22 protein-coding genes and 2 tRNA genes are annotated in these 15,894 nt (G+C 42.7%); 13 read left to right on the forward strand and 11 right to left on the reverse strand.

What is annotated here, in order from left to right; genetic code table 11:
- Positions 1-13: 13 nt before the first annotated feature.
- The 6 genes from FTU12_RS01910 to FTU12_RS01935 all read right to left on the reverse strand — a co-directional run bounded on the left by FTU12_RS01910 (position 14) and on the right by FTU12_RS01935 (position 3,088).
- The gene (locus FTU12_RS01910; RefSeq protein ID WP_180113634.1) at positions 14-748 is read right to left on the reverse strand and encodes a class I SAM-dependent methyltransferase; all 735 of its coding nucleotides are present in this window, start codon (positions 746-748) and stop codon (positions 14-16) included.
- Between the two features lie 105 nt (positions 749-853).
- Positions 854-1,579, reverse strand: coding sequence for a hypothetical protein (locus FTU12_RS01915; RefSeq protein ID WP_180113635.1), 726 nt, complete (start codon positions 1,577-1,579; stop codon positions 854-856).
- A gap of 30 nt (positions 1,580-1,609) precedes the next feature.
- A complete protein-coding gene (locus FTU12_RS01920; protein ID WP_257245672.1) occupies positions 1,610-2,050 on the reverse strand; it encodes a hypothetical protein in 441 nt (146 codons plus the stop codon).
- Between the two features lie 152 nt (positions 2,051-2,202).
- Positions 2,203-2,278: transfer RNA gene (locus FTU12_RS01925), tRNA-Phe, on the reverse strand.
- Between the two features lie 137 nt (positions 2,279-2,415).
- Positions 2,416-2,491, reverse strand: a tRNA-Phe gene (locus FTU12_RS01930).
- Between the two features lie 207 nt (positions 2,492-2,698).
- The gene (locus FTU12_RS01935; protein WP_078190486.1) at positions 2,699-3,088 is read right to left on the reverse strand and encodes a GNAT family N-acetyltransferase; all 390 of its coding nucleotides are present in this window, start codon (positions 3,086-3,088) and stop codon (positions 2,699-2,701) included.
- 97 nt (positions 3,089-3,185) lie between these two features.
- Between FTU12_RS01935 and hisB the strand changes: the two genes are divergently transcribed.
- The 10 genes from hisB to FTU12_RS01975 all read left to right on the forward strand — a co-directional run bounded on the left by hisB (position 3,186) and on the right by FTU12_RS01975 (position 9,661).
- A complete protein-coding gene (hisB, locus tag FTU12_RS01940) occupies positions 3,186-3,779 on the forward strand; it encodes an imidazoleglycerol-phosphate dehydratase HisB (RefSeq protein ID WP_078190487.1) in 594 nt (197 codons plus the stop codon).
- Positions 3,779-4,396 (forward strand): imidazole glycerol phosphate synthase subunit HisH, encoded by a 618-nt coding sequence (gene hisH / locus FTU12_RS01945; RefSeq protein ID WP_180002797.1) that lies wholly within the window; start codon positions 3,779-3,781, stop codon positions 4,394-4,396. The genes hisB and hisH overlap by 1 nt, the downstream gene beginning before the upstream one ends.
- Before the next feature lie 130 nt (positions 4,397-4,526).
- Positions 4,527-4,997 (forward strand): DUF805 domain-containing protein, encoded by a 471-nt coding sequence (locus FTU12_RS01950; protein ID WP_168378999.1) that lies wholly within the window; start codon positions 4,527-4,529, stop codon positions 4,995-4,997.
- A 267-nt stretch (positions 4,998-5,264) separates the two neighbouring features.
- Positions 5,265-5,738, forward strand: coding sequence for a DUF805 domain-containing protein (locus FTU12_RS01955; protein WP_180009274.1), 474 nt, complete (start codon positions 5,265-5,267; stop codon positions 5,736-5,738).
- A 177-nt stretch (positions 5,739-5,915) separates the two neighbouring features.
- Positions 5,916-6,581 (forward strand): 3'-5' exonuclease, encoded by a 666-nt coding sequence (locus tag FTU12_RS01960; RefSeq protein WP_180113636.1) that lies wholly within the window; start codon positions 5,916-5,918, stop codon positions 6,579-6,581.
- Positions 6,582-7,014: 433 nt separating this feature from the next.
- A complete protein-coding gene (locus FTU12_RS16385) occupies positions 7,015-7,224 on the forward strand; it encodes a hypothetical protein (protein WP_257223153.1) in 210 nt (69 codons plus the stop codon).
- On the forward strand, positions 7,190-7,453 hold the full coding sequence (locus FTU12_RS16390; RefSeq protein WP_257224198.1) for a hypothetical protein: 264 nt from the start codon (positions 7,190-7,192) through the stop codon (positions 7,451-7,453). Before FTU12_RS16385 ends, FTU12_RS16390 begins: the two co-directional genes overlap by 35 nt.
- Entirely contained in the window at positions 7,426-7,779 is a 354-nt protein-coding gene (locus tag FTU12_RS16395; protein WP_257223151.1) for a hypothetical protein, read from the forward strand. Before FTU12_RS16390 ends, FTU12_RS16395 begins: the two co-directional genes overlap by 28 nt.
- Positions 7,780-7,972: 193 nt before the next feature.
- Positions 7,973-8,704 carry a 1-(5-phosphoribosyl)-5-[(5-phosphoribosylamino)methylideneamino]imidazole-4-carboxamide isomerase gene (gene hisA, locus FTU12_RS01970; protein WP_078190493.1) on the forward strand — a complete coding sequence of 244 codons (732 nt, stop codon included), beginning with the start codon at positions 7,973-7,975 and terminating at the stop codon, positions 8,702-8,704.
- A gap of 69 nt (positions 8,705-8,773) precedes the next feature.
- Positions 8,774-9,661, forward strand: a complete 888-nt coding sequence (locus FTU12_RS01975; protein ID WP_180054215.1) for a DMT family transporter — start codon at positions 8,774-8,776, stop codon at positions 9,659-9,661.
- A 90-nt stretch (positions 9,662-9,751) separates the two neighbouring features.
- Here the strand turns inward: FTU12_RS01975 and FTU12_RS01980 are convergent, their stop codons facing one another.
- The 3 genes from FTU12_RS01980 to FTU12_RS01990 are packed head-to-tail and all read right to left on the reverse strand — an operon-like array spanning position 9,752 to position 11,788.
- Complete coding sequence (locus FTU12_RS01980; protein ID WP_180009261.1) at positions 9,752-10,144, reverse strand: hypothetical protein; 393 nt, start codon at positions 10,142-10,144, stop codon at positions 9,752-9,754.
- 39 nt (positions 10,145-10,183) lie between these two features.
- Positions 10,184-10,810 (reverse strand): DUF1294 domain-containing protein, encoded by a 627-nt coding sequence (locus FTU12_RS01985; protein ID WP_078190496.1) that lies wholly within the window; start codon positions 10,808-10,810, stop codon positions 10,184-10,186.
- Positions 10,811-10,837: 27 nt separating this feature from the next.
- Positions 10,838-11,788 carry a homoserine kinase gene (locus FTU12_RS01990; protein WP_180002790.1) on the reverse strand — a complete coding sequence of 317 codons (951 nt, stop codon included), beginning with the start codon at positions 11,786-11,788 and terminating at the stop codon, positions 10,838-10,840.
- Positions 11,789-11,898: 110 nt separating this feature from the next.
- Here FTU12_RS01990 and hisF point away from each other — a divergent pair, with 110 nt between their 5' ends.
- Positions 11,899-12,660, forward strand: a complete 762-nt coding sequence (hisF, locus tag FTU12_RS01995) for an imidazole glycerol phosphate synthase subunit HisF (RefSeq protein WP_306674445.1) — start codon at positions 11,899-11,901, stop codon at positions 12,658-12,660.
- A 374-nt stretch (positions 12,661-13,034) separates the two neighbouring features.
- Here the strand turns inward: hisF and FTU12_RS02000 are convergent, their stop codons facing one another.
- Positions 13,035-13,655 (reverse strand): hypothetical protein, encoded by a 621-nt coding sequence (locus FTU12_RS02000; RefSeq protein WP_180025920.1) that lies wholly within the window; start codon positions 13,653-13,655, stop codon positions 13,035-13,037.
- 111 nt (positions 13,656-13,766) lie between these two features.
- Here FTU12_RS02000 and FTU12_RS02005 point away from each other — a divergent pair, with 111 nt between their 5' ends.
- Together FTU12_RS02005 and aqpZ are read left to right on the forward strand one after the other, a co-directional pair.
- A complete protein-coding gene (locus FTU12_RS02005; RefSeq protein ID WP_180113637.1) occupies positions 13,767-14,777 on the forward strand; it encodes an AraC family transcriptional regulator in 1,011 nt (336 codons plus the stop codon).
- Positions 14,778-14,850: 73 nt separating this feature from the next.
- Positions 14,851-15,537: an aquaporin Z gene (aqpZ, locus tag FTU12_RS02010; RefSeq protein ID WP_180113638.1), complete on the forward strand. Its 687-nt coding sequence runs from the start codon at positions 14,851-14,853 to the stop codon at positions 15,535-15,537.
- Between the two features lie 98 nt (positions 15,538-15,635).
- Here aqpZ and FTU12_RS02015 read toward each other — a convergent pair whose 3' ends face one another.
- On the reverse strand, positions 15,636-15,884 hold the full coding sequence (locus FTU12_RS02015) for a hypothetical protein (protein ID WP_180113639.1): 249 nt from the start codon (positions 15,882-15,884) through the stop codon (positions 15,636-15,638).
- Between the last annotated feature and the right edge of the window lie 10 nt (positions 15,885-15,894).

The following is a 15,894-nucleotide window of genomic DNA, read 5'->3' on the forward strand; positions in this document are numbered from 1 at the left end:
TGCTTTTTCTCTTTTATACTGTTCCAATTCTTAATAGTACAGGAAATGACAAAGCAAACTCTTGCTGCGGATGTCGGCTAAAGAAATCCTGCAAAGCTGCACACGGCTGAAGTGTCGGATGCCGCTGTTGATAGTGTTTAAGCCCAGACCACGTTTGCAAATAGTCCAAAATTTGCTGTGCACTCCACCTGTAATTTAAAAACAGCTGAGGGACTGCTAACTCCTGAAATGGAAACGGAATACTACGATATTCTTCGTCGATGTAACGACGTTCAGCATCCCAATAGCCTTTTAACGTGACAAAATACAGATCCTGTAAGAGTTGGCTTAATTCCGCGTGTTCAAATTGAATTAGACCATAGCCCACAATGGCGATGTGACCTTGAGGTTTTAATACGCGTCGTACTTCTGCATAAAAGGCAGTAAAATCAAACCAATGAATCGCTTGCGCGACTGTAATTAAATCCGCTGAATGGTCTGCAAGCGGACAATGTTCGGCGCTGGCTTGCTCATAACGCACATTGTCTAAATTGGGTGCTTGTGCCAATTGCTCTGCACTCAGATCTGTCGCTAAAATCTGTTGAAAATAGGGCGCCAAACCTTTGGTAAATTGACCTGAACCTGCACCACAGTCCCATGCCAATTCACGCACGGCAACATGCTGCAAAATGCTATCAACGACTTCAGCAGAATAACTTGGACGTGCTTGTTGATACAGCGCACTCCCTGTAGAGAAAAGATCTTTCATTGCGGGGATTCATTGGTTGTTTTTTTATCACTTTAATCGAATTTTTAGGGTCGGAAACTAGCACTTAAGTCATAGCTTCAGCGATAAAATTTGAGCTTCAAATATTTACTCAATCACATGCTGTATATAAAAACTGGTCTGCGCAATCGGGCTTAATTGATCATTCATTTGATAATATTTCACATCATAATGACCAGTTTTCCATCCAGTCATAGGATAGAAACTCACCCAGTTTTGTTGCTGTTGCTCACTGACTTTGCGTGGCGTAAAGAGCAGCACTTCACCGCTATCACGATGCGTCCAACGCACCATAACTTGCGTATTGTTTGGAACTTTACCCATGGTATCAAAATGTGCATACAACGGCTGTGTGACATAGATTTCACGAGGTAAAACTTGATCTACATCTGTCTGTGATTGATCAGTCACATACGCTTGCCCTGCCAATCGCTGCTGCGGATCATTTTTGGCTTGTAGAAATTCGTCTAACATCTGCTGCGCAAACTGCTGCTTATTTTGAATCCCTGCAAAACTGTAATTGGGAAATGCCTGCTGTAAATATTGCCCCAATTGTTGATCTGAAGTCTGCTGAATAATGCTCTTTAGCTGACGATGTTGGCTTTTGAGTTGTTGCTGTATATCTTTAGAATGAGGTTGATCCGAGGCATCTTGATCTAAAGCCAAGCGTGCCACAGGATTACTCGTCGCCAAAGTTACAAGCGAGTGCTCAGGTGGCGGCGACGTCAAGCTTGGTTGGTCATTCCACGATGCCGCAATATAGCCCAGTGCAAAACAGAGCAGTCCAATCGCCGCATATTGAAGTCGCTTCAACTGTCACTCCACGAATCTATGTTCATTTGATTAAAGCCTACAGCGGAGCACTTCTGTGCCGACAATATATTCACCAGAGCTCATCGTCGTACCCGTGTTAATCACCTGATTTAAGCTAAAGTTAGATCCAACTTTTAATTTAAGCAGACCATTATCACATGCTGCAGTTATTCTGCTGCCCGATTTCATATTGGATACACAGCCCGTTTTGGTCACGGCAAAAATTGTTTGCCCTGCGGAAATACTGGTGCTGCATGATGCTGTGATTATTTTATCGAGCGATGATTCACAAGAAGAACAATTGCCATTATCACAAAGCGCTGCTGCATTTTCACTTTTACATTCATAGGTCACACCATTTTGAATAATGGTTTTAGAATAGGAAGAATCGACATTACTGCCGCCCCCGCCACCACATGCGCTCAGCAAGACACTCATACCGATCAAAACAGGAAATAATATTTTCTTCACAACCTTAACCCTTATTTTTTAATAATTTTCTTATAGCCATTGGGCTCATCATCTGGCATGGATTGTAGCAGTTAAACTGTGCGAAATATCAACACCTGAAAAACAGCAGACGAAAAAAAACCTCAAACAATGGTTTGAGGTTTTTTCGAATATGGTGGCGAGACCCAGGATCGAACTGGGGACACACGGATTTTCAATCCGTTGCTCTACCTACTGAGCTATCACGCCGATGCGGTGTATTAAGCCGCATCTCAGTTAATTAGTCAATCATATTTATAAAAATATTTTTCGTATGCATATTTTTTAGGCAAAAAAAATCCCTGATGGGATCAGGGATTGATAAACTGAAAAATCAGTTTTGAATATGGTGGCGAGACCCAGGATCGAACTGGGGACACACGGATTTTCAATCCGTTGCTCTACCTACTGAGCTATCACGCCGATGGGGCGTATTAAACAATTTCAGTCTCATGGCGTCAAGCATCCGTTGCGCTTTTTTGTGCAAATGTTTATTTTTAAATCAATATTTCACACTATTTGCTTATTTTTTGAGTGATTTCAAATTTCCACAGCTGAAATTACAGTGACGAAACTGTATTTATCCAACAAAAAAGCAGCTCAATGGCTGCTTTATTATTGGAGGGCAGGTTATTCAGCCGCAGTAATTTTTCCAATGTGTGCCAAACAGCGGTGGATCGCGCCACAACCTGGTTCAAAAGTTTTCACCCCTTTTTCTTCTTCCATACGGGTGGCCTCACTGACCAAGCGCTCTGCAACACCACGCCCACGATTTGCAGGGTGTACCACAATATATTCAAGGGTTTTGCTTTCACCTTGGCCTGTACACCAAATCGCACCAATCAATTTTGTATTAAATTCTGCAGTATAAACTAAGGTATACTGAGCTAAGTTCTGCTCAAGTTGTTCAATCGCATCGGAACCGTCGCTAAACTCAGGGCTGGTGTCATACAGTCGCTCAAGCTGGCTGCGCACTTCATCATTTTCTAAAGAAGTATAGGCATGTACGGTAATAGGCATTGATAAACCCTCCTGAGCAATCTAATATGCGGTGACTTTTCGTCACAGCGAAAATATTTTTACATCAATCATTTTGACGTATTTGAGGAACGTGTCTATGACAGATCGTATCAGTGAAGTGGTAAGAAACACCAACGAAACCAAAATTCGAGTTCGTGTGAATCTTGATGGTACTGGTCAAGGCACTTTAAACACTGGTGTTCCATTTTTAGATCATATGATTGATCAAATCAAGCGACATGGTCTGTTTGATATTGATATTCATTGTGATGGCGATCTTGAAATTGACGATCATCATACCGTAGAAGACTGTGGGATTACACTGGGCCAAGCCTTTGCTCAAGCACTGGGCAATAAAAAAGGCTTACGTCGCTACGGTCACTTCTATGCGCCGCTCGATGAATCACTGAGTCGTGTTGTGGTGGATTTATCTGGCCGTCCGGGTCTTTGGATGGATATTCCATTCACTCGCGCGCGCATCGGGACTTTTGATGTGGATCTTTTCTCTGAATTTTTCCAAGGTTTTGTGAACCATGCGTTAATGACGCTGCACATCGACAACCTAAAAGGTAAAAACAGCCACCACCAAATTGAAAGCGTATTTAAAGCCTTTGCCCGTGCATTACGTATGGCGTGTGAAGTTGACCCGCGTGCCGAAAATACTGTTGCGTCTACCAAAGGAACATTGTAATGACCCGTATTGCCCTTCTTGACTATGGCATGGGAAATCTTCACTCAGCAGCAAAAGCCCTCGAACACGTGGGTGCAACTGTTGATGTCACCAATGATCCTAAGCTGATTGCACAAGCAGATAAAATTGTGTTCCCCGGTGTGGGAGCAATGCGTGACTGTATGCAAGGCATGCATGATGCAGGCATTGATGATGTGGTCCGTAAAGCGGCATTTAATAAACCTGTGCTTGCGATCTGTGTCGGCATGCAAGCTTTAATGCAGCATTCCGAAGAAAATGGCGGTGCAGATGCATTGGGTATTTTTGAAGGTTCGGTTAAACGCTTTCCTGACGTAGAGGGATTAAAAGTGCCGCACATGGGCTGGAACCAAGTGCATCAGGCAGACCCTAGCCATCCGATGTGGAAAAACATTGAGCAAGATGCACGTTTCTATTTCGTACATAGCTTCTATGTAGAGCCGCAAGATTCAAGCATTGTCGCTGCTACCTGTGACTATGGTTTGGAATTTTGTACCGCAATTCACAAGGAAAACTTGTTTGCGACACAATTTCACCCAGAAAAAAGTCATACAGCCGGTCTGCAATTGCTGAAAAACTTTGTGGAATGGGATATTTAAAATTCCTTCACCGCAAAAAAGCCCGCTCCTTGTGGGCTTTTTTGTACAGTTTATTTTTCATCCTTTTATTTTCTACATATTCATTTTAGAATTTGCCTACTTATAAAAATACCAACGCCTAGGAATAATAATGAATACCTTCACATCTGACTCACCGACCCAAGCCAGTGGTCGCTTTAGCCGTCGCGCATATCTTGCATGGAATCTACTTCTCGGCATTATTTTTACGCTAATTGCTGTTGTGGTCGGCCTGCTCATACCCGGTGCGCAAAATGCGCTGACTGAGGGTGCTATGTCAACGCCACTCATGATTATTTTCTTTATCATGTATGCCATCGTCATTTATTACAGCGTCATTTTCTTAATCCGTCGTTTACATGATCGAGACCATTCAGGATGGCTTGCACTGCTGATCTTAGTTCCTGTAGTGAATATATTGTTTGCGCTCTATGTGTTATTTGCACCGGGTAATAGCGGTAGTAATAGCTTTGGACAACCACGCCCGACCAAAGGCTGGGAAACAGTGCTGGCTGTTTTGTATATCGTGGTGTTTATAGTCGGGATACTTGCTGCGATCATGATTCCGTCTTACCAAAACTAAGTGATCCGCTCTCAACAAGCCACGATTCAACAACAATAATGATAAATCATTAGATGCCGCCTAGATCGCTCTAAACAGCAATACACCTATTCAAACAAGCTCACACAAGTGGGCTTTTTTTGTACTTTACCTTTATAATCAACGCGCTTTTTATGTTCAGGATCAAATCCTGTACTTTTTCACATTTTTATGTCGTTTTTAGCTCAATTTTTGCGGTTAAAAATGAATGATAACAATACTTTTTACGATAATTTAAGATCATTTAATATGAATAATTCACCCAATATAAACTCTGGTTGGAACCGTGACGGTCGTTTTAATCGCATGTCTTTTATCGGTTGGAATGTCTTTTATGGCCTCATGCTGAGCATATTGATGCTACTGATCGTCAGCATGATGCCCAATACCCTCAATGCCCTAATAGCTCACGCTGAAAATCCAATGACGCAAGTGATTGGATTTATCCTAAATGTTTTAATGCTGATCCCTTTGATGATTTTTTCAGTGCGTCGTTTGCATGACTTTAATCTCTCAGGCTGGTTTGCACTCTTAGAGCTGATTCCGTTGCTCAATATCGTCATGTGCATTGCGCTGATGCTCATCCCCGGGTCTGCAAATGCCAATCAATATGGTGAGCCACGTGCATCCAAAACATGGGAGGTGGTTCTCGCCTTTCTCTTTATCGGTTTATTCTTACTGATCTTGGTAAATGTATTATTTACTGCGCGTTTTCTATTTTAAGTCGTCACTGACTTTAAGTCTCTTGGTCACTGTGTTTAAGTACCCTCGTCACTGTCATAGCAACGCGCTATGACAGGCCGATGAGTCAATCGCTCATGCTCAACGCCACATCTCGGTATTTGCATTTCCGACCTAAACGCTCTAGGCTGCAACAACAAGCCTTTGAATTGAATCACAATGACTGATGCTCTACTGACACCTATTTTGCCAACAAAAGAACAGATTAAAGATTTTCCATTGTTCCAAAATTTAGTGCCAGAGCAGATCCATGTCATTCACAATGCAGAACAATGCCAACACTGGGCCGATGAATTGCAGACGACTGCCTTATTCGGTTTCGACTCTGAATCTAAGCCGACTTTTCGTAAAGGTGAGGTCTCTACCGGTCCACATTTAATCCAACTTGCGACGGCGCAACAGGCGTGGTTGTTTCAAATGAACGAATGCACTTGGGATTTTTTAAGACCAATCTTGAGTAATCGGGATCAAATTAAAGTAGGTTTTGGCTTAAAAAATGATGCGCATTTATTTCGTAAAAAAGGCATCGAACTGAATAGTGTCTTGGAACTCTCCAAGTGCTTTGCTTCTTTTGGCTTAACCCAACCCGTCGGTTTAAAAAATGCCATGGCACTGCTTTTTTTTGTAAATTTTCCAAAATCTAAATCGGTCAGCACCTCGAATTGGGCCAAAAAGCGCTTAAATCCAGAACAAATTCGTTATGCCGCTGCCGATGCTTATGCCCCTGTTTTGGTCTTTGAAGAATTATTACAACGTGGCTTATTACCTAAAACCATTCCCAATACCTCCCTCAAACTAAGAATTCGTCCGCACATGAAATTATAAACCCTTAATTATTTTAATGATTTAATTTATATTCAGCGATGTAACCACTCTGTAACTGGATATTGCCCCAATCTATGGCATGACCAAGTGCAAAGATCGGCTGAAGAGTGCCAATGAATTTGCAGTTTATTTGCGCTAAAGATTTGAACAGTACGTTATTGCTTTAAAAATAGTCACAGCACAGCCTAAAAACAATAAAATTGCACCTTTTAAGTACATTTATATCTTTGATTTAACTCATTTTAATTACATTAATATACATTTGTATTTTTATTCAACTAAGGTTTTGATCTCTCTTGGTTTTCTAGCAGAATTACATGATTTATCTCATTCTTTCTATACTTTCATAATTTGTTTTCATCAATCTCCTTTTGCTAAAACAAGTCTGCAAAATACATAACACATCATAATTTAAAAGCTTAGAGAACCTGACATGTTGAACTTATTTACAGGAAAAATCAGCGGTGTACTCAGCCTGACTTTACAAGGGATCAGTAAAGCGGTTGGACTGGTTTTAAATACTGTTTTGGATACTGTAGACAGCGTTTTAGAGACCGTGAGTAGCTTAACAGCCCCCTTAACGGATGCACTGACTGAGCTTCCACTCATTGGGGGGGACCATCGAAAAAGTACTGGCAGTTGAAAATCAGTTGATCGGCACTTTAGGCGATGGCTTACATGCGGTAGCCGATCAACTAGCGACAGGTGATCTTCTCGGCGGTGTACAGACCGCTCTCAATGGCATAACTGGTGTGGTCGGTCAAACTGTGACTGAAGTTGCAGGTTTGGTTGATCATCTCAGTGGGGGGCTGCACCAATCACAGACGCACTTTCTGACCTGCCATTGCTGGGCGGTCTATTGGATGCAGTAGGCGAAACTACAGGCAATTTAACAGGCTTGTTGGCTGAAACGGGCGGCTATGTAGCCAGTATTGATCCTACCGAATTATTAACAGCTGTCCTGAATGCTCCTTTAACAAGTGTAGGTGGTGTCGTGCAAGATGTTTCAGGCACTTTAGATGCCTTACTGGATGACATTGCACCGATTACATCGATTGCCACTGAACTTCCTGTGGTCGGTGATCTTGTTCAAGTGGTCGGTGAAAGTACCACAGTCCTCAATCATGGCTTGTACGATGTCGGTAGCTTACTTCAGTCCGTAAACAGCGATTTATTACAAACAACCGCTTATATTTAATGACTCAAAACGCGAATACACAGCGCATTTTTATAGATCAAGAATAAAATCCAATCCTTTATTCGCACTAGCCTGACCTATGTCAGGCTTTTTTAATTCATCAATTCTGATATTAGCATTTAGTGAATAGCCGTTTATTTGATAAGATTAGGCACAAATTCATTCTTAATTTGATTGAGCAAGGAGCGAAAGCATGCTGATCATCCCTGCAATTGACCTGAAAGATGGCAAATGTGTCCGTTTAAAACAAGGTCGTATGGAAGACGATACCGTATTTTCTGACGATCCAGTGGCAACTGCACAGCATTGGGTAAATGAAGGCGCGCGTCGCTTACATTTGGTAGATTTAAACGGTGCTTTCGCTGGTACACCGATTCATAAGCCTGTGGTTGAAGCGATTGCTAAAGCACAGCCTGAATTGCCAATTCAAATTGGTGGTGGTATCCGCTCTCTTGAAACCATTGAACACTACCTTGATGCAGGCGTATCGTTTGTCATCATTGGTACAAAAGCGGTAAAAGAGCCTGAATTTGTTGAAGAAGCGTGCAAAAAATTTGCAGGCCATATCATTGTTGGTATCGATGCCATGAACGGCATGGTGGCAACAGATGGTTGGGCAAATGTCACAGACGTGAAAGCTACTGATTTGGCAAAACGCTTTGCAGATGCTGGCGTATCAAGCATTGTCTACACCGACATCGCACGTGATGGCATGATGCAAGGTGTGAACGTTGAACAAACCGTTAACCTTGCAACGTATTCAGGCTTACCTGTTATTGCATCGGGTGGCGTGACCAACCTTGACGACGTGCGTAACTTAAAAGGCCAACCGGGTATTTTAGGTGCGATTACCGGTCGTGCAATTTATGAAGGCACATTGAACCTTCGTGAAGCTCAATTACTGCTTGATCAACAAAGCTTGTAATTTTCCCGAGCAGAAAAGAGGTCTTCGGGCCTCTTTTTTTATTTCTCCTCTTCAAACAATCAAATACACATGTCAACCGTCCAATCTGCTTGGAAAGCCAAGTTCCCGCAGCTCGCACTCATCCTGATTACCATGATTTGGGGTGCCAGTTTTATCACCGTGCAATACGGTTTAAATTTCAGCAGTCCCGTGCTGTTTGTCGGTCTACGTTTTGCCGCAGCTGCACTGGCTGTGAGTCTGTTATCGCTCAAATATCTTAGACATTTTTCTCAATACGATGTCATTGCGGGCGCAAGTATTGGCGCTGTGATTGCGATTGGCTATGCGACACAAACGGTCGGCTTACAAAGTATCAGCAGCAGCGAATCGGCTTTTTTAACCGCGCTGTATGTCCCGCTGGTTCCGATTTTTATGTGGCTCTGTTTTCGGCATAAACCACATCTGATGACATGGCTGGGAGTAAGTTTGGCTTTTGTCGGTTTGGTCTTTTTAACTGGTAATGGTTTTGGCGCTATTCAGCTCAATTTTGGACAAATCATTACGCTGTTCGGGTCGATTGCCATTGCCTTTGAAATTATCTTGATCAGTTATTTTGCACCCCGCGTCAATCTGCGCAGAGTGACGGTTCTACAGTTGGCATTTGCCTCTCTATTCTGTTTTTGCTTTGCGCCACTGGTGGGTGAAACCACTTTGCCAAAATTTGAATGGCCATTAATCGCTGTACTCTGCGGATTGGGGCTAGCTAGCGCCGTCATTCAACTGGTGATGAACTGGGCGCAGCGCATGGTTGACCCTGCACAGGCAGCAATCATCTATGCAGGTGAACCGGTTTGGGCCGCGATCATTGGGCGGCTTGCAGGTGAACGCTTAACACCGCTCGCTCTCATTGGCGGACTGTGTGTAGTGCTTGGTGTGATTGTGAGTGAATGGCGGCCGAAACGGTTAAAGAAACGCTAATTTCAGCATCCTTTCCCATAACAAAAAGCGACCCATAAGGTCGCTTTTTTGATGCCAAGATTTTTTATGCTAAAAATCTTTAAACTCGCATTACTCATACATCGGTCTATTGTCATTGACACGAATTAAACCTTTAATCGCGCGGTACACAATCCATAACCAAGACAGTCCGATCACCGTGACACAGAAGGTACTCGCTCCCAGTGCCACACCCGCAAAGGCATTGGCATTATTGCCGGTAAAGAACAGAAAAATAAAAGGCACGAAAGCAATGATGTTCCAAATGAGATACCACCAAAACGTACGGATCTGCCAAGTGAAATGGCTTTCAAAAATCGTACCGCGGACATCACTGCGTTTGACGTAATTGATAATCAGCGCGAGAATCGCAAGCAAGCCGGCAGAAAAAATCGCCACAATATAAAGAATATACAAAATAATCGTGAGCAGGCGGTTTGGATCTTTATCAATGGAATAATTCATTTCGCTCTCCGTCATGATGATTTTTCGGATCATTCCACCCTAGATATGCAGGATATTAAATGGTGAAATTAGCCATAAAATCAGTAATATGTTAAAGGCTATGGTACAGAAATATATTTTTCGAAACGGTTGTTTTTGTGTTTTATGCCGCAAACGTTGCTGAGCTAGCCATGCCGCCGGCCACCCACCTAAAAAAGACAAAAGATGCAGTGTATTTTCTGGCACGCGTCGGTTCCCCATTTGCGCAGCTTCTTTATCTTGCGCATAGAACCAATAGGTCAGGACATTGATAATACTCACAAAAAGCAGCACCATGCCACTGAGTAAACCCGCCACAGACAAACCCGCCAAGGCGAGGATATACATGATGCACAAGATTTGCATCGGCTCTGCCTGACGCGGCATCTGCACCACATTTTTTTTATTGGGTCGTTGTGCAGCTTTGGTTTGTGAGGCTTTTAAATAATGCACTTGCTGCGCACGAAAGCGTCCGCGTTCATCTAAGATCACAGCATAATCCAACGCGCAGCCCACGATTGGTCGTGGGCCGGGACGGGAAAAGTCTTTAATGTGCAAAAATACGCGATCTTTGGTGCTATCGTTCGGTTGAATGAAGCCGTAGCCCTTGTCATCAAACCATTCTACTAAGCGTCCTTGATCACGCATGCTTTTCCCTCTCGTTGTTTTTAAAATTTATGCTGTGACGAATTTTAATCGTTCAATCAGCATATTACGCATTTCAGCAGGGTTTTTCTGCAAAATATCATCCCCTGTACGGCCTTCTGCAGCATTTTTCTGTGCCACCTGTAAACGCATCATCCAGAAACGACCCGCCGCCATTGCCAAATATAACTCTAGACATGATTTTTCATCTGCGGTTAATGGGCGCACGCTTTCATATGCATTTAAAAAGGCAATGGCTTTGTCTTCATTCAAATGCACATCCGGATATTCAGTACAGAAGTCATTTAAAGTAATAGCAATATCAAACAAGAGTTCGTCTTTATTTAACTCATAAAAGTCTAAAATACCGTTGAGTTGATCGCCTTCAAATAGAGTATTGTCACGGAACAGATCAGAATGAATAAAACCGGCAGGACGGTCTGGATACATCGCCGTTAAGATGTCATATAAGCCCAACAGATTGTTGAGCAACGTGGTATCTGCTTCATTTAATGTTGGACGAATATCGCGCGAAACTTGTAACCAATAAGCATGATCACGATATTCTGCACGTTCCAAAGGGAAGTCTTGTAGAGCCACATGCATTTTCGCTTGGGCTACAGCAATCGCTTCTGCTTGCGCTAAGCTCGCAGGCATGGGATGTTGACCTTGCATGCGTGGCGCAATCTGTGCAGGTTTATCCTTTAAGCTATGAATCGCTTTACCCGAATGATTCAGCGGTACAGGCACAGCTAGACCAGCCTGCCCCAAATGTTCAAGTACAGGGACCAGTTCCCCTGCACCTTGCTCGTCCATCTCTTCAAAAACAGTTAATACATACTGCGTGCCATTTTCGCAAACAATAAAATAGTTGGTATTTTGAATACCGCCTTGAATCGGAATCAGGTCAATCACCTCCAGTCCATAAGGTGCTGCAAAATCCTGAACTTCCTTTAAAGTCAAAGTGGTATAAACCGACATAGAAAACCTGCGAAAAAACTTACATATTTTTGATAGAATAACCGCTCCGACTACTAAGGTGTAGCATCTAAGTCGCGAAGTTTCATAATCGGCTGTTATTTTTGGAAAAAATTATGCTTGCTAAACGTATTATTCCTTGCCTCGACGTGGACAACGGTCGTGTAGTGAAAGGTGTTCAATTTCTTGATATTCGTGATGCAGGCGATCCAGTTGAAGTTGCACGCCGTTATAACGAACAAGGTGCGGACGAAATTACCTTCTTAGACATTACCGCAACCTCAAATGGTCGTGATACCACTTACCGTACGGTAGAGCGTATGGCTGAGTCTGTATTTGTGCCATTAACAGTCGGTGGTGGCGTGCGTAAAGTAGAAGATATCCGCCTGTTATTAAATGCGGGTGCGGACAAAGTTTCGATTAACTCTGCGGCTATTTATAACCCTGAATTTGTACAAGAAGCCTCTCAGCGTTTTGGCGCACAGTGTATTGTGGTTGCTATTGATGCGAAAAAAACTGGCGACAATAAATGGGAAATTTTCACCCACGGTGGTCGTAAAGAAACCGGTATCGATGCCATCGAATGGGCAGTAAAAATGGCGGACTTCGGTGCAGGTGAATTACTCATCACCTCGATGGATGCTGACGGAACCAAAGCCGGTTATGACCTTGAACTGATGCGTAACATCAATGACCGTGTGACCATTCCAACCATTGCTTCTGGTGGTGTCGGTAATCTCCAACATTTGGCCGATGGCATTTTAAAAGGTGGCGCAGATGCGGTGCTTGCAGCCTCTATTTTCCACTTTGGTCAACACACCATTCCTGAAGCGAAAAAATATCTTGCAGAACAAGGCATTGAAATGCGTCTTTAATTGATTCGTTTTCAATGAGGATTGAAAAAGAGCGATGATTCGCTCTTTTTTTGCTTTGGTGTTTTTGATGCAACGCCATGGAGTTGTAGCAGCGAATCGTCAATTTAATTCATCCACTATAGACATAAAAAAAGGAGCCTTGTCGGCTCCTATAAACCAAGAAAAACTACAGCACTTGGTCTGATACTTAAAACAAATGAAAAAATATACATAGCAACTTCATCAATCAACTCGTCGTGTACAAGCCTTTTGATGATTTAAATATAGGACATTTATACTGTATTTGATTGACAGTAGATTCATAATTTATTGACAAATTGCGACAGCTCAAATGGGTAGCAACGCTCGTTGTCAAAACGCACAACGCTTTCACATTAGACCGTTTCAAGAAGTGCAACTGGCTTTTCACGCTCAGCGACCCACTTTGCAGGAAATACCCGATTGACCCAGTGTGACAATGGTTTCGCAATCGCTGTCGGTAGTAACACACCCAATGGGTTCTGTTCCTGTAATTTTGCCGAGGAGATCACTCGAGTCCCTAAAATATAATCAAACCACGGCTTAGTCACACACCAATTGGCATCCTGATTTGAGTTCATATGGTGGTCATAGTGCCATGGAATCTTTTTCATCGCCCACTCTGGCTCAAGATGTGCGCGACGATGGATATAATAATAATTCCCTGCGCAATACAGCACAGACAAACTCATTCCTTTGGAAATAGGATAAAACAGCGGGACAAATACGGCTGAAACTGCCACTAGTGACAATATTTCATTTTTCGTGCGCCAGTTCTGTACACCTTCAACATAGCCATGATCATGAAAATCTGTTTTTCGAACTTCACGATGATGTTCCCAATGTGATTTCATGCTTTTCGGTACTGGACTAAAACGTGGCTTGCCTGACCGATGTGTCCCATGCAAAACATATTTATGCGCGACCCATTCAAAGGCATTGGCGACGACCAACCCTGCAATAAAACCTTTTAACATGACCAATATCTCCTTTTCTTAGCTCCACTATAGGTAATGAAGAGGGCTAGATATTGACCGTTTTTTTTAATATTATTGACAAAACACGACAAAATTTAGAATTAAAAAAATATGCAACAACTCAAGGACTATACAGGATCGGTCTATGGAGGACTGGGCCATTTGCTCTATGCTTATCACCAAGCCCAAGGCATTGCTATTCCTGAAAAATTGAATAAAGTTCAAAACTTAGAGCGTTTTGATTATGCCATTTGGCGTGATTTATTGATGGATTTAGATCAAAAGATCCAAAAGCCGGCGCTGGGTTTAGAAATTGCAGAACATGTGCAACCTAAACATATTGGCATTATTGCGTATATTGCTCTGTCCTGTGAAAACTTGGGCGAAGCACTGCTCCGCTACCATGATTTTCATCGCTTAATCTTCGATGGCAGTCCATTGCTGATTGATATTAAAAATGATTTTTTCTCCATCGGTTGGAATGATTTACCCATGAATATGGCCAATCAATTGACCGATGAAATTGCGATTGCCTTAATGCTGCAGTTTCTAAAATTATTCATGCGTTTTGAAGATATCAATTTACACGAAGTGCATTTTCATAATCCTGCACCAAAAAATGTCGCTCAGTATGAACAATATTTTCGCTGCAAAGTTCGTTTTTCCCAAGAAAAGTCGAAGGTTATTGTTCCCATTCAAGAACTGTCTCGCCCCTTTTCCCAAGGCGATCAGACCTTACAAAAACTGTTAATGCAACAGGCACAGTCTTTATTAGAAAAACTGCCGAATACCACGCAAATCGACCAACGCTTACAGCAAGCCATCTTAATGGGTTTGCAAAAAAAACAGTTCCAAATTGAACATGTCGCTACGCAACTCAATCTTTCCGTCCGACAATTACAACGCCATTTACAACAACAAGGCAGCACCTATCAGCAACGTATGCAGGAAGTCCGTTGCATGATGGCTGAAGAATTTTTAAGAGACCCGCATTTAAGTTTGCAGGAAATTGCGCTACTGCTGGGTTATTCAGAACAGAGTGCGTTTCAACGTGCTTTTAAACAATGGCGAAATTTAACCCCACAGCAATGGCGCTTATCGCAAATTGAAGCATCAAGTTAAAAATGTGATGCAGTTGTCATTTTATATATTGTGATTTTCAGCAAAATCTATTAAATCTATGCATATTCAATAAATGAATAAATATTTAGCAGAACTGATTGGTACGTTTTGGCTGGTCTTTGGTGGTTGTGGTAGTGCGGTCTTGGCTGCGGCCTTTCCTGAGCTTGGCATTGGCTTCGCAGGCGTGGCACTGGCCTTCGGTTTAACGGTGTTAACGGCTGCTTATGCGCTGGGTCATATCTCAGGGGGACATTTTAACCCTGCCGTGAGTATCGGCTTGTGGGCCGGTGGTCGTTTTGAAGCCAAAGAACTAGCACCCTATATTATTTCTCAATTGCTGGGTGCAACCCTCGCCGCATTTATTATATTCATCATTGTACAAGGTCAGGCTGGATTTACAGGCGTCGGCGGTTTTGCCACCAATGGCTATGGTGAATTATCTCCGGGCAAATACTCTATGCTCTCAGCCTTAATCATTGAAATTGTGCTGACGGCTGGCTTTCTGATTGTGATCATGGGAGCAACGGATAAACGTGCCCCTGCTGGATTTGCCCCAATTGCGATCGGTCTCGCGCTTACATTGATCCATCTCATCAGCATTCCCGTCACCAATACTTCGGTCAACCCAGCGCGTAGTATGGGTGTGGCATTTTTTGCTGAAACTGCTGCACTATCACAAGTTTGGCTGTTTTGGGTAGCCCCAATCATTGGCGCAGTGATTGGTGCGGTCATCTATAAACTGATGGCAAAAGACGCATAAATAGAAAAATACGCCACAAAAAAAGCTCACAACCTGTGAGCTTTTTTTCATTCATCCCGAATTGAGCATTGCGTCCTTCGACAGCCGATGACACAGCATTAAAGAAATGGATTTTCCACTTCGTTGCCTTCACCGCCCTGCGCTATTTTTTCAGCTAAGTTAGTTTCTGCCTCAAGCGTTGACACCACATCATTGAAAAATGCCTGTAAAGCTTTCGCTGCAGCTAAACCTGCTTGGTCTTTCGTCACCTGTAAGTTGCCATAAATATTAATTCGATCTTGGCCATTTTCTAGTGTTAAGTCATGAATTGCATGCGAAGCTGTGTCATTTTCAAATGCTTTAAACATGTTGGATATC

It is taken from the genome of Acinetobacter sp. YH12063 (assembly GCF_013419715.1).
Taxonomy (GTDB): Bacteria; Pseudomonadota; Gammaproteobacteria; order Pseudomonadales; family Moraxellaceae; genus Acinetobacter; species Acinetobacter amyesii.